The organism is Corallococcus sp. AB045 (assembly GCF_003668895.1).
Taxonomy (GTDB): domain Bacteria; phylum Myxococcota; class Myxococcia; order Myxococcales; family Myxococcaceae; genus Corallococcus; species Corallococcus coralloides.
This window is the reverse complement of sequence record NZ_RAWN01000135.1, coordinates 1-12,835: the sequence shown is the minus strand read 5'-3', so window position 1 is coordinate 12,835 and position 12,835 is coordinate 1. Positions and strand designations below refer to the sequence as shown.

The 12,835-nt window shown below is 69.6% G+C and carries 10 protein-coding genes and 2 riboswitches; of the genes, 6 read left to right on the top strand and 4 right to left on the bottom strand.

Annotated features, from left to right (window positions below):
* Positions 1 to 7: 7 nt before the first annotated feature.
* The 4 genes from D7Y21_RS27605 to D7Y21_RS27590 all read right to left on the bottom strand — a co-directional run bounded on the left by D7Y21_RS27605 (position 8) and on the right by D7Y21_RS27590 (position 6,348).
* Positions 8 to 1,459, bottom strand: coding sequence for a hypothetical protein (locus D7Y21_RS27605; protein WP_121716735.1), 1,452 nt, complete (start codon positions 1,457 to 1,459; stop codon positions 8 to 10).
* Between the two features lie 155 nt (positions 1,460 to 1,614).
* A riboswitch (cobalamin riboswitch) is annotated at positions 1,615 to 1,838 on the bottom strand.
* A gap of 44 nt (positions 1,839 to 1,882) precedes the next feature.
* Positions 1,883 to 3,490 (bottom strand): MXAN_6577-like cysteine-rich protein, encoded by a 1,608-nt coding sequence (locus tag D7Y21_RS27600; protein ID WP_121716733.1) that lies wholly within the window; start codon positions 3,488 to 3,490, stop codon positions 1,883 to 1,885.
* The gene (locus D7Y21_RS27595; RefSeq protein WP_121716731.1) at positions 3,471 to 5,465 is read right to left on the bottom strand and encodes a TonB-dependent siderophore receptor; all 1,995 of its coding nucleotides are present in this window, start codon (positions 5,463 to 5,465) and stop codon (positions 3,471 to 3,473) included. Before D7Y21_RS27595 ends, D7Y21_RS27600 begins: the two co-directional genes overlap by 20 nt.
* A 63-nt stretch (positions 5,466 to 5,528) precedes the next feature.
* A riboswitch (cobalamin riboswitch) is annotated at positions 5,529 to 5,740 on the bottom strand.
* Between the two features lie 35 nt (positions 5,741 to 5,775).
* Entirely contained in the window at positions 5,776 to 6,348 is a 573-nt protein-coding gene (locus tag D7Y21_RS27590; RefSeq protein WP_233612304.1) for a TetR/AcrR family transcriptional regulator, read from the bottom strand.
* 89 nt (positions 6,349 to 6,437) lie between these two features.
* On the opposite strand from D7Y21_RS27590, the gene D7Y21_RS27585 reads away from it, so the two are divergent.
* The 6 genes from D7Y21_RS27585 to D7Y21_RS27550 all read left to right on the top strand — a co-directional run.
* Positions 6,438 to 7,421: an aldo/keto reductase gene (locus D7Y21_RS27585; protein ID WP_121716727.1), complete on the top strand. Its 984-nt coding sequence runs from the start codon at positions 6,438 to 6,440 to the stop codon at positions 7,419 to 7,421.
* 666 nt (positions 7,422 to 8,087) lie between these two features.
* Positions 8,088 to 8,408 carry a hypothetical protein gene (locus D7Y21_RS27575; protein ID WP_121716723.1) on the top strand — a complete coding sequence of 107 codons (321 nt, stop codon included), beginning with the start codon at positions 8,088 to 8,090 and terminating at the stop codon, positions 8,406 to 8,408.
* Positions 8,409 to 8,486: 78 nt separating this feature from the next.
* The gene (locus D7Y21_RS27570; RefSeq protein WP_121716721.1) at positions 8,487 to 10,808 is read left to right on the top strand and encodes a hemopexin repeat-containing protein; all 2,322 of its coding nucleotides are present in this window, start codon (positions 8,487 to 8,489) and stop codon (positions 10,806 to 10,808) included.
* A gap of 638 nt (positions 10,809 to 11,446) precedes the next feature.
* Positions 11,447 to 11,689 (top strand): hypothetical protein, encoded by a 243-nt coding sequence (locus D7Y21_RS27560; RefSeq protein WP_120561200.1) that lies wholly within the window; start codon positions 11,447 to 11,449, stop codon positions 11,687 to 11,689.
* Entirely contained in the window at positions 11,686 to 12,039 is a 354-nt protein-coding gene (locus tag D7Y21_RS27555; protein ID WP_120561199.1) for a helix-hairpin-helix domain-containing protein, read from the top strand. Before D7Y21_RS27560 ends, D7Y21_RS27555 begins: the two co-directional genes overlap by 4 nt.
* Positions 12,040 to 12,274: 235 nt before the next feature.
* On the top strand, positions 12,275 to 12,835 hold a 561-nt coding region (locus D7Y21_RS27550), incomplete at its 3' end, for a MarR family winged helix-turn-helix transcriptional regulator (protein WP_120561198.1).

Sequence of the window (12,835 nt, the reverse complement as noted above, 5' to 3'; positions counted from 1 at the left end):
GGCGTGCTCACCGGAGCTGAGGGGCCTGCTGGATGCGGACCAGGCGCTCGCCGTTCTTGTCATCGACGCCGACGAGAAGATCCGACCCGATGGCGGTCATCCCGGTCACGCGCGTGCATTGGTCCGCGTAGACGAGGACCGGCTGACGGGCACCGACGGTCACGGTCGCGCCGGCCTCCGTCACGGTGAAGGCGAAGCGCGAGACGTCCGTGCCGGCGAAGTTGTAGTCGGGCGGGACGTAGTCGCCGCGGAGCACGGACACGCCCTCGCCGTGGCCCGAAGCGGCGATGAAGTTGGAGCCCACGTCGAGCGCGGGCGCATCCGCCACGTTGAAGGGCGTGCCGGACCTGAGCGCCTCGGTGATGGCCGCCGGGCCTACCGCGCGGCCCTCGTTGAGGTAGGTGTCGTCGGAGAAGTAGCCGAGCATCGCGACGCCGTTGGTTGCCACGGCGGTGAAGCCGCTGCCGCCCGTCTCCGGGGGAAGCGTGCCCACCTTCAGCGCGGTGAACGGCGAGCTGTCCGTCTTCAGCGCGTAGACGGCCAGACCGGCCGACACCGTGTCGAGCCCGCCGCCGTTGATGAGGAACGCGCCCGGCACGACGCCCGCGGAGAAGTTGCTCGGCGCGGAGACGTAGGTGGAGCTGGCGGGCACGGCGATGTCGTACACACCCACGGTGCCCGGGAAGCCCGCGCCGGACTTCGTGTAGCCAGTGAGGACGCGCTGGCCATCCGTCTCCACGAAGGGACTGAGGAAGAGTGAGGCGGAGGGCCCGCGATCCGCGGGAGCGGCCACGTCGAACAGCGGCGCCGCGCCCAGTGACACCTGCGGCCACGTGCCCAGCGAGTACAGCGCATGCGGACCGGAGTAGCCGTCCGACACGACCGTGTAGAGCGAGTACGTGGGACCGGGCGTCACGCCCACCGGGCCCGCGGCCGCGGGAAGCGACGCGGCCTCACCGGCCACGAAGCCCGCCTGGAGCTGGAGCGTGCCCAGCTTCGGGTCGTAGGTCGCGACCTCGCACGGATCCGAGCCCGCATCGGTGTCCGTTCCTGCGTCCGTCTCCGTGCCGGCGTCCGTCTCCGTGCCCGCGTCAGTGGTCGTACCGGCGTCGGGCTCCGTGCCCGCGTCCGTCTCCGTGCCCGCGTCCGTCTCCGTGCCCGCGTCGGTGGTCGTACCGGCATCGCTGCCCGTACCCGCATCCGTGCTCGTACCGGCGTCCGTGCTCGTGCCGGCATCGGTCTCCGTGTCGGCATCCGGCGTGGAGATGGACCTCAGCTCACAACGCTTCTCGGCGCAGGTGTAGCGCTGTCCCGCGGGAGCAGTTCCCTGCTCGCGGCAGTCGAACTCATCGACGCACTCATCGCCGCAGCCCGTACTGGTCAGCGCCATCGCGAGGGTCGTCAGCACCCACGCGAAGCCCTGGAGTCCCCGTCCCGTCATCATCCGCTCTGTCTTCATCCGCGACTGCTCCCTTGCATCGCCCCCACGGGCGAGGTGAATCCAAGGGGCATGGACGGAGAGCGGACCGCGAACGAGGGACACGTCAGGACACGACACGCCGCGCGAGCGGAAGACCTCCGTCACCTCCCCTCGGAGGCTCCGGTCTGGCCATGCCCGGAGGCATGGGTCGTGGCAGGTCTTCGGACTCACAGGCGCGGGTGGCCCTCATCGGGTCACCCACCTACTGGCCGTCGCTTCCCAGCCCACGGAAGGGCCAGTGCTTGCGAGGACGGCGTTCGTTCCTGCTCACCGCTGCGGGGCAGTCCCGGACTCACACCGGGTTCCCTTTAAACGCCACACCGTGCGGATGCGGCGTACCAACGACAGGCGCTGGAGTATGGCGGACGGCAGGGCTTGTCAATACAAGCCAAAGTCAACTCCTCACGGCACCGCGACGATGTCGATGGCATTGGAGATGCCGCGCCGAGGATCCACCGGACACGCATCCAGCGCCGGCCCCGTCGCTTGCGGCGTGGAGTTGCCGCGCCGCTCGACGAACTGGCCGTCGCGCACCTCCACCACGAACACGCGGCCCGCGTTCACGTCCGTGACGTAAACGGCATTGCCCACCACCGCGAGCCGTCCTCCCACCGCGAGGTCGCAGCCATTCTCAGGCCCCCCGGTGCAGCCCGGCGACAGCGCATACGACGCCACGGGCTTGTCATCCTTCACCAGCACCAGCCCCGTGGCCCGCACCGCCTTGGCCTGGTAGCCGCCCGCGGTGTCGAACACCGCCTCGCCCAGGCAGCTCACCACCAACTGGTCACCCACGGCCTGCACGTCACCCGCGTTGAGGCAGTCCTTCGCGCCCAGGTCGATGGCATGCACCCCACCATCCGCCGGGTCGATGCGCGCGAGCATCCCGGGCCCGTTGGGCAGATAGTCATTCGCGGGGTTCAGGTTGGTGAGCGCGACGTACACGCCCGCGTCCACGGACACCGCCGCGTAGGGAAGCGCCATCGTCGTGCCGCCGTCGAAGGACTTCAGGTCCAGGCCGGTGAGCGGAACGGTGTCCACGAGCCGGGGCTTCTCCGGGTCGCTCACGTTGACGCGAGCCACGGCGTTGCCCTGCTTGAAGTCGGAGCCGGCCGTGCCGAACAGCGGGATGTAGAACGTGTCTCCGCGCTTCGTGATGACCTGCGGGCTGGTGTTCGCGCCCAGGTTCACCTGCCCCACCGTGCGCAATCCCAGCCCCCCGCCCTGCGCCGCCCCTTCCCGCTTGAGCACCTGGAGCGTGTTGTTCACCGAGTCGAGGACATACACATACGGAGGGTCCACGAAGATGTCATTGGGCGAAGCCGCCACCGCGCCCAGCGAGTCCTCCTCCGCCACCGTCCCCAGTGCCCCCGCGGGAGCCTGCGACAGCACCGAGCGCGCTGCGTCCGCCGCCAGCACCACGCCATCCCAAGCCGCCAGCACCTGCACGCCCGAGCCGAACTGCCGCCGGGGCCCCATCCGGTCCGTCCCCGCCTGGATGCCCACGAGCTGCCCGTTGGTGTAGCAGGCCGTCACCACGTCATACATGCACCGGCCCGAGTGGCAGGACTGCACATCCGGGCACACCGCGCCGCAAGCGCCACAGTTGAGCGGATCATTCGCGAGCACGACGCAGCTGTCCCCGCACCGATCCGCGCCGGCGGAGCATCCCTCGCGGCAGGTGCCGGATTCGCAGACCTGGCCGGACGGACACGCGGCGCCGCAAGCGCCACAGTTCAGCGGGTCGCTCGCGAGCGCGACGCACGCGTCACCACACGTCTCCGTGCCCGGCTGGCATCCGCATACGCCCGCCTGACACGTCTCCCCTGCCCCGCATGAGGCACCACACGCGCCGCAGTTCGACGGGTCGCCCTGGAGGTCCACGCATTCGGTGCCACAAACGCTGAGGCCGGACGTGCACAGGACCTTCTCCTCCGGGCATCCGGTGAGGAGCGCCGCCGCCAGGGCCGACAGCAGCAGCGCGAGCCGAGCATCAGGGAGGGGACGCGACATGGGAGTCCTCGGAGGGGGAAGGGTCGAGCGCCACGGAGAGCGTCACGTAGGCGGCGCGGCCGGGCAGCGGCATGCCGGTGTAGTCGGCGGTCCGCGCATCGAGCAGGTTCTTCACGTCGAACGACACGGTGAGGTCCGGCCGGTGCAGGAAGGTGCTGGAGGCCCCCACGCTCACCCAGGTGCGCGAAGGCAGCGACAGCCGTGCCTCGCCCACGCGGTTGATCAACTGAGCGGACTGGACGAGGACTTCCGTGCGGCCATTGAGCCAATCCGGTCCCACGCGCAGCCGGCCCACCCACTTGTGGCGAGGGCGATACGGCAACTCCTTGCCGAAATAGCGAGGGTCGCCGTAACGGTTCTGCGTGCGGGTCCACGCATAGCTGCTGGTGGCGGTGAGCCACGCACGAGGCCGGGCCTCCAGTTCCACCTCCGCGCCCCACACACGAGCGGCGGCGAAGTTGTAGGGCCTGGCTAGATTCGGCGGGTACAGCTCGTAGGCGATGAGGTTCTCGTACACCGCCGCGAAGCCGCCCACGGTGACGCTCCAGATGTCGTCGCTCCACAGGGCCGCGGCGTCCACGGAGAGGGCGCGCTCGGGCTTGAGCTCCGGGTTGGGCAGCAGCAGGCCCTGACGGATGTAGAGCTCCAGGAACGACGGCGCGCGGTGGGACTGGCCCGCGTTGGCGCGCACGCCGAAGCCGTGGCCCAGAACCACGCTCGCGCCCAGCTTGGGCGACAGGAGCGAGTAGTGCCCCACGCGCTCCACGCGCACAGAAGGCACCAGCTTCAAGCGCTCGGAGAACAGGGACAGTTCGTCCATGGCCATGACGCTCGCGCGCCACCACGACGCGGCCTGCCCGCCCACCGCCTGCGTGACGGACTCCGATGATCCAGCGAGCGTGACAGCGAGCGCGTTGCGTCCCAGCACCGCGCGCCCCTCCACCTCCACGCCGCCCACGCTGTAGCGCTGCGCACCAGCGTCCACGCCGGTGGTGCCACCGGTGACGTCCAGCCAGTCGCGACGGAAGAAGCCGCGAGCACTGCCCTCGCCCGTGTCACCGAAGGGCCGTGCCCAGCGAGCGCCCAGCGACAGGCGCGTCTGGTCCTGGCGACGGGACACGGTCGGGTTCTGCACGGTGCCCGCGAGCGCGCGGTCCTCCAGCGACAACTCCGCGAGCACGTCCACGCGTCCGCCACCGTCCAGACCACGCCGGTACTTCAGGAGCGCGCCGCCACCGCGAGCGTCATTGCGCGTGCGCACATCCTGCGTGAGCGGGTTGTCGTCCAGCGCGGGCAGTTCGTCGACGCGGTAGCTGAAGTCGCCCTGGGAACGGCCGCCATGCAGCAGCACCAGCGCCTGGCCATCGAGCAGCGCGCCCGACGCGGCGACATGGGCCATCACGGTGTCGAAGCTGCCGTAGGTGACCTCTCCGCTGGAGAGCAGCCGCGACGAAGGCGCGCGGGTGACGAGGTTGACCGCGCCGCCCAGTCCGCCCGCGCCGTAGCGGGCACCGGCCGCGCCGCGAAGGATCTCCATGCGCTCCAGCAGCGCGACGGGGATGAGCGACAGGTCCGCGACGCCGCCCGCGCCGTTGAGCGGGATGCCGTCCAGGAACACGAGCACGCCATTGGACGACGCGCCGCGAACCACCAGGCTCTTGCTCTGCCCGTATCCACCGGAGTCCTGCACGACGAGGCTCGCGGAGCCGCCGAGCAACTCCGCGGTGTCGCGCGCTTCGCCCGCGCGCTCGCGAGCATCGATGACTGTGATGGCGCCCGTGGGGTCGCGGCGTCGAGCGGAGTCGACGGGTGCTTCGGGGACTTCCTTGCCGATGACCTCCACGGTGGGGAGGATGAACTCAGGAAGGGGCGCCTCGCTGGCCTCGGGCGCAGGCGTTTCCTGCCCGGCCTGGGCCAGTCCCTGGAAGCTGAGCACCAGACCGACGACGGCCCGGGCGAGAAGCGAGCGCAACATGCTCCGCCTTCCGCTCCCTCCGTCGAAGAGAGAAGGCCTCACGGCAGCACCGCTGCCGCACCCCTGGGCAGGTCTCCTGGCTGACAGGCTCCAGACGTGGGCGCACGCTGCGCCCTTCTGGAAGGAACCCTCCACCTTCCCTTCGCATCCGCTGACGCGAAAGTGGTGACAGCCGAGGCTTCCAGCCCTGGACCTCAGGGCAACCCGTTCACAGTGGCGGGACCGCGCCGGACTCGCACCGGCTTCCCTCTTGAAGGCCCGGCATGGGCACCCAAGGGCCCGGCCCTTCTAGGAGGTCACTCCCAGCCCGTCAAGGCACGGGCGCCGACGCGCCGTGGCGCAGCCCGTCGATGAGCAGGTCGACCATCCTGCGAGTGAAGCCGGGGCCGACCTCCGCGACGGGAACGCAGAGATTCGCCACGCCTCGCAGGAGCTCGTACGCGTCAACGTCCTTGCGCACCTGCCCTGCCGCCGCGGCAGCAGCGAGCAGAGACTGGAGCGCCGGTTCGAGGTGCTCCCGAAAATACGCGGGCAGCGCCTGATACGCCGGATCCTGGGCATTGAGCGACGCGGCAAGGCCTCGCTTGGTGGCAATCAAACTCGTGAACCGGTGAAGCCACCGCGTCAGCGCTTCGAACGCCTCATGCTCGCGCGCCAGCGCCGGGGCTTCGGCCGCGCATGCGTCGATTTCGCGCCGGTACACGGCGGCGATCAGATCGGCCCGCTGTGGAAAGTGTCGATACACCGTCGCGATGCCGACGCCCGCACGGCTCGCGATCTCGCGGACGGGCGCGTCGACCCCGGACTCGGCGAACACGGCCTTCGCCGCTTCGAGAAGGGAGTCAAGGTTTCGCTGCGCATCCGCTCTGGGGGTCTTCTTCATCGCCTTGACAAACGGAACAACGTTCCGCATATGAGGGTTCGTACCGGAACAACGTTCCGTATAGCTCAACCGCAGGAGGAGAGGAAGCCATGCCCCCGACCCACCGCACGACGCAACTCGGCAGGACAGGCCCGCGGGTGTTTCCCATCGCGCTCGGCTGCATGGGCATGTCCGGAGCATACGGGCCGTCCGACGAGAGCGAGAGCATCGCGACGATCCGCGAGGCGATCGACCGTGGGGTGACGCTGCTGGACACGGCCGACTTCTACGCCAGCGGGCACAACGAGCTGCTCATCCGCCGCGCCATCGAGGGCCAGCGCGACAAGGTGCGGCTCTCGGTGAAGTTCGGAGCCATGCGTGGGCCGGACGGGGCGCCCGTGGGCTTCGATGGCCGCCCCGCGGCGGTGAAGAACTTCGTCACGTACAGCTTGCAGCGGCTCGGCGTCGATCACATCGACGTCTATCGCCCCGCCCGGCTGGACCCGAATGTGCCGATTGAGGACACGGTGGGCGCGATCGCCGACCTGGTGAAGGGCGGCTACGTGCGAAGCATCGGGCTCTCCGAGGTGGGCGCCGAGACCCTTCGCCGCGCGGCGAAGGTGCACCCCTTGAGCGACCTGCAGATCGAGTACTCGCTCATCACGCGCGAGCCGGAGAAGACCCTCTTCCCCACACTCACCGAGCTGGGCATGAGCGCGACGCTGTACGGCGTGCTCTCTCGTGGACTGTTGACCGGCGCGAAGGTGGAGGGCGCCCGCATGCACTACCCGCGCTTTGCTGGCGAGGCAGGCCAACGCAACGCAGCGACCGTCGCGCGCTTCCACGCGTACGCCGCGGAGCGCGGGATGACACCGGCCCAGCTCTCCGTGGCGTGGGTGCTGGCGAAGCAACCAGGGTTCGTGCCCGTGGTCGGCGCACGCACGCGCAAGCAACTGCTCGACGTGCTCGGCGCGCTGGAGAAGCCCCTGTCGTCCGACGACGTGGCCGCCGTCGAGGCGATCCTCCCGAAGGAAGCTATCGCCGGCACGCGCTACCCCGAGCAGCAGATGAAGATGCTCGACAGCGAGCGCTGAGACGCTTTCCATTTCCTCGCCCCAATTGTCGCAGCAGTGCTGCGACAATCTTCGCGTCGGGAAGTCGGTGGCGAGCTGGAGCGACCGGCGCAGGTTCTTCTCGCCGAAGCCGCGGCAGGAGCGTGCCCCCAATTGTCTCCGCACTGCGGAGACAATTCGGCCGCCATCCCTGCCCCCGGTGACCGAGGTGCGGACGCAATGCCCCGGCTCTCACCGCGCAAAGACCCCCACTGGAGCATCCGCGCCCATCCCCGCGCACACCGCCGCACGGTGCGCTGACTCAACCTCAGAGGAGCACGCCGCTGACACGTGGGCTGCTCGAGCCCGGACGCGACCTCAGGCGGTCGAGCCAGCGAGGTGCCCGGGCCGCCGCATCGTGCTGGTGCTCGACAACGGCGGCTGCTTCACCACTCTGTCCCCGAAGAGGGCGTCCGGCAGTCGGCGCGGCGCGCCTGGCGTATGCGCACGCGGGACGCCTCCCCCCCTTTACCGGCGTCCCCCGGGCGCCTGCCACGTGCTGGTGGGCTCACTCCACGCTGGCGTCGACAACTGGGTGGACGGGCTGGCGCTGGACACCTGGGCCGAGACACTCCACCCGTCCTGACTCGTTCTGTCGGAGAAGGCCGGGAAGGTGGCCTTGGCTCCGGGGTCCTGCACGAGAGGGGCGTGCTGCACCGCGACCTCAAGCCCGAGGAGGCGGGCCTCCTCGAGTGGGAGGAGGTGCCCCCGGCCGAAGGGCAAGGCGTAGCGCAGCGGCGCATCCGCCGGCCCGAGTGGCCCGCCGAGTCCAGTACGCCGCCACCGCGCAAGCCGGTGCTGGAGCGCTTCCTGCACATACCCATGGCTCGCGAGAGGCGCCCCGAGGTCGTACCGGACAAGTCGCAGTCCGCTGGAGCGCGAGGGCCGCGCACGCGCGGATGGCCTTACTTCGTCCTCGTGTCCGCGCTGGCGGTCGGCATCTTCGGGGCAAAGGTGCTCGGTTGGTGACCTCCCGCTCGGGCGTTACGTGCCGCTCACCTTGTCACGGCCCCGCAAGTGCCCAGGGTTCCAAAGGGAGGGCGAGACATGTTCAAGCACGTGCTGTCCACGAAGGACCCTGCAGCAGCCATGCAGGAATGGGAGAGCCTCGGGGGGCGGGAACTCCACCGCTTCTCCGAGTCGGTGTTTGTCGCCGAGCTACCCGAGGGGGTGGAGGTGGCGGCGCTGAAGTATTCACAGCCGCTCCAGCCGGAGGCGCTCGACGGCGCCTCGAGCCTGGCGGTGGATGCATGGCGGGCGATGGAGGACAAAGCCAGACGGAAGGAAATGGGTCCGGCCGAAGGCCTGCCCTGGGATGCTCCGGGCTACCAGCCCCCGAGGAAGAAGGACGCGGAGAAGGAAAAGGCCCTGAAGGTCATCCCGCGCAGGGCCCTGACAGGCCCCGTGGGCATCGGGCTCGTCATCGTTTCGGGCCCCGGCGAGGGACTGGACTTCTCCTCGGAGCAACGGAGCAAGGTCGTCCAGGAGGCGCTGGAGGGGCTGAACTTCCTGGTCGGCGCGGAGCCCCGGGCGCGCGTGTCCTTCTCCTATGACATCCGCCCCGTGAGCGTCTCCGCGCCTCCAGGTAGCGTGATGCGCATCACCGACGGCTGGAATGGCCTGCCTGCGGATTTCACTGGCGGCTTCAACGCGGCGGTGTGCGGGCGCGGCCCCTTCGCCGGCAAGGGCTACTTCTTCAAGGGCGACTCCTACATCCGCTACGACTGGCAGAGCGACCGCGTGGACTCCGGGCCCCGCCTCATCGCCGACTGCTGGCATGGCCTGCCCGAGGGCTTCACCAGCGACTTCGACGCTGTCATCAATGGCGACGGTCCCTTCGCGGGCAAGTGCTACTTCTTCAAGGGCGACTCCTACGTCCGTTACGACTGGCAGAGCGACCGCGTGGACTCCGGGCCGCGGCGCATCACCGATGGCTGGTACGGCCTGCCCGAGGGCTTCACCAGCGACTTCGACGCCGCCGTGTGCGGTCAGGGGCCCTTCGCCGGCAAGGGCTACTTCTTCAAGGGCGACTCCTACATCCGCTACGACTGGCAGAGCGACCGCGTGGACTCCGGGCCCCGCCTCATCACCGACGGCTGGTACGACCTGCCCCCGGGCTGCACCGCGAGCCTGGACGCGGTCCTCGAAGGTGACGGGCCGTTCGCCGGCAAGTGCTACTTCTTCAAAGGTAGCGCCTACGCCCGCTACGACTGGGCCCGGGACAGGGCCGACCCGTATTGCTCCGACAGGGACTACGAGCCCTGCGAGGCGACCTGGCGGGACGCCGCCCTCCAGCAGATGGGGTTCGACCCTGGCACGACCGGGGTGGAGCAGTACGTCCGGCAGCTCACGAGCCGCATGAATGTCCCCCAGGCGCTCGTGGTGTTCTTCACCCGCTACCCGCTGACCCACTTCGGCTACGCCCTGCGCGGCGGCCCTTCCATCGTCCTCCACTACGACAACGATGGCTGGGGACCGGACAACATCAACCGCACGCTCGCCCACGAGGCCTGTCACATCTTCTGGGCCTTGGACGAATACGCGTCGAGCGGATGCACGTGTGACGGCACCCCGTACAGCGCCTTCAAGGTTCCGAATCGCAACTGCGAGAACTGTCCCGACGAGCACGTCGACTGCATCATGAATAAGAACACGCTGGCCCTGTGCGCGTTCACTCGCGGGCAGCTCGGCTGGAACTACGGGCTGGACAGAGTGGGCACCGCCGTCTGCGGTGAGGGTCCCTTCAACGGCAAGGCGTACTTCTTCGAGGGCAGTTCCTACGTCCGCTACGACTGGGCGAGCGACCAGGCCGATCCGGGCCAGCCCCGGCCCATCACCGACGGCTGGCATGGCTTGCCCGAGAGCTTCACCGGGGACTTCGACGCCATCCTCACCGGCGGCGGCCCCTTCGCAGGCAAGTGCTACTTCTTCAAGGGCGACGCCTACGTCCGCTACGACTGGGCGAGCGACAGGGTGGACTCCGGTCCGCGGCGCATCACCGATGGCTGGCACGGCCTGCCCGAGGGCTTCACCGAGGGCCTCGACGCGGCCGTGTGCGGTCAGGGCCCCTTCGCCGGCAAGGGGTACTTCTTCAAGGGCGACGCCTACGTGCGCTACGACTGGCGGAGCGACCGGGTGGACTCCGGGCCCCGCCTCATCACCGACGGCTGGCATGGCCTGCCCCCGGGCTTCACCGAGGGCTTCGACGCCATCCTCAACGGAGGCGGACAGTTCGCCGGCAAGTGCTACTTCTTCAAGGGAGACTCCTACGTCCGCTACGACTGGCAGAGCGACCGGGTGGACCCGGGCTACCCCCGGAAGATTTGCGACGAATGGCCCGGGGTCCTCATGTGGCCGGCCAACTCCTGACGCCGTGACGCAGCTGGAGCGCGTCCGCAAGGCGTCTGGACTGGACGCGGCACTGTCGACGCCAGCGTGGTGTGAGCCCACCCGCGTGGCGACGCGCTACGAGAAGCGCGCCGCCAACTGCCTGGCGATGGTCCTCATCGCGCCTCCATCCGTCTCTGGCTCTGGGTTGCGGACACGCCCTGCCCGTCAAGGTGCGCCCTGTACCCGCGAGCCCGTCACTTCCGCCCCTTGGGCCTCCGCTTCGAGCCACGAATCGCGGCGGCGTGCGTGCTCGACGCTACGTCCACGTCGCCCCCCGCACTGATTTCGAGCCTCGCACGCGCGGACTCGATCACGCGGTGGAGACGCTCCTGGAGGACCTCACGCGGAGGCAGTTCCGTCAGGTACTCAGCGAGCCCGACAACAGGGTGCGTGCCGAGCAGGCCCCGACTCTCACCATCCAAGACCCCCACTGGAGCATCCGCGCCCATCCCCGCGCGTGGACACCGCGCGCACCGCCGCACGGTGCGCTGACTCAACCTCAGAGGAGCACGCCGCTGGCACGCGGGCTGCTCAAGCCCGGACGCGACCTCAGGCGGTCGAGCCAGCGAGGTGCCCGGGCCGTGGTGGCGCGGGATTCTGAAGGGGGAAGCGTGTCGATGCTGATGGCGGGGAAGCGGTTGGCGGTGTTCTCCATCCGCGAGGGCAAGGGCGGGAGCATCTGGGTGCGCGCGGGCAGCGCGTTCGTCAACAAGGACGGTTCGCTCAACGTGCTGTTGGACGTGCTGCCCCTGGACGGGAAGCTGCACGTGCGCGAGGCGGCGGAGAAGCGCGACACGGCGGCCGGCAGCCGCTTCGGCGGCGAGCCTTCGCTGGAGGCGGGCGCGGGGGGCCACTCGTGAAGTGGGCCTGGGCGTGGGTGTTGGGCTGCGTGCTGATGGGGCCTGGGCGTGCGGACGCCGCCAGCCCGCGCATGCAATACGTGGGGGTGGTCAACCTGAACGAAGCCACGGCGGCGGAGCTGGACCTGCTGCCGGGCGTGGGTGAGAAGGCGGCGCAGCGCATCCTCGAGCACCGCAAGAAGCGGCCCTTCGGTCGCGTCGAGGAGCTGGTCCGGGTCAAGGGCTTCGGCAAGAAGAAGTTCCTCAAGCTGAGGGCCCACCTGGCCCTCAGCGGCCCCACGACCCTCAAGAAGGAGCAGGTCCCCGCCTCCCTGCCGCCGGGAAGGGAGGCAAGCGTCACGAACCCATGAAAAATACAACCATCGGTTGAGTCAGGCTCAGGAAGGCCGCCATTCCCAGGTCCCGGCATGCCCCGGGGATGGCGGCTTTCCGCAGCCTCCCACGGCCTCCAGACGGGCGGCCCCGTCCGCCTGAGAGCACCCCTTCCGGATTTTGCTGGAACGCCCAGGCCGACGCGCTAGGACACGCCCACCTTTGGAACACAACGGAAAGACAGGGAGGCCGGAGGTGAGGGAGGATGCGCCCATGAAGGACACACAAGCCCCGGAGTCGATACCAGGCCCGGACGGCAGCAGGTCCCGGGGTTCGCAGCCGCATCAGCAGCAGCTGGGTGAGGTGCTGGAGTTCATGCGCCTCCTGTGGGCCGTGGATCATGGTCTGCAGTCCACGTCCAAGCGGATGGAGTCCACGCTGGGACTCACCGGCCCGCAGCGGCTGGTCATCCGGCTGGTGGGCCGCTTCCCGGGCATCACCGCCGGCGCGCTCGCCAACATCCTCCACGTGCACCCCAGCACGCTCACCGGCGTGCTCAAGCGCCTGGAGAAGCGCGGCCTGCTGGAGCGCAAGTCGGATCCGCTCGACGGCCGCAAGGCGCTCTTCGCGCTGACCGACTCCGGCCGCGCGCTGGACATTCCGTCCGAGGGCACCGTCGAGTCCGCCGTGCAGCGCGTGCTCGCCCGCCTGGCCCGCGACCGCATCGTCTTCACCCAGGAAGTGCTCAAGGCGCTCGCCGAGGAGCTGGGCGGCCTCTCCGCGCCCCTGGAGGACACTCCGGCTTCCTCCCGCCCCGTTCCTCCCGCCGAAGGC

What these genes read in the sequence shown, in the direction of transcription:
- D7Y21_RS27600 (WP_121716733.1), bottom strand. Translation starts at nt 3,490, where the DNA reads ATGTCGCGTCCCCTCCCTGATGCTCGGCTCGCGCTGCTGCTGTCGGCC.
- D7Y21_RS27595 (WP_121716731.1), bottom strand. Translation starts at nt 5,465, where the DNA reads ATGTTGCGCTCGCTTCTCGCCCGGGCCGTCGTCGGTCTGGTGCTCAGC.
- D7Y21_RS27560 (WP_120561200.1), top strand. Translation starts at nt 11,447, where the DNA reads ATGCTGATGGCGGGGAAGCGGTTGGCGGTGTTCTCCATCCGCGAGGGC.
- D7Y21_RS27585 (WP_121716727.1), top strand. Translation starts at nt 6,438, where the DNA reads ATGCCCCCGACCCACCGCACGACGCAACTCGGCAGGACAGGCCCGCGG.
- D7Y21_RS27590 (WP_233612304.1), bottom strand. Translation starts at nt 6,348, where the DNA reads ATGAAGAAGACCCCCAGAGCGGATGCGCAGCGAAACCTTGACTCCCTT.
- D7Y21_RS27570 (WP_121716721.1), top strand. Translation starts at nt 8,487, where the DNA reads ATGTTCAAGCACGTGCTGTCCACGAAGGACCCTGCAGCAGCCATGCAG.
- D7Y21_RS27605 (WP_121716735.1), bottom strand. Translation starts at nt 1,459, where the DNA reads ATGAAGACAGAGCGGATGATGACGGGACGGGGACTCCAGGGCTTCGCG.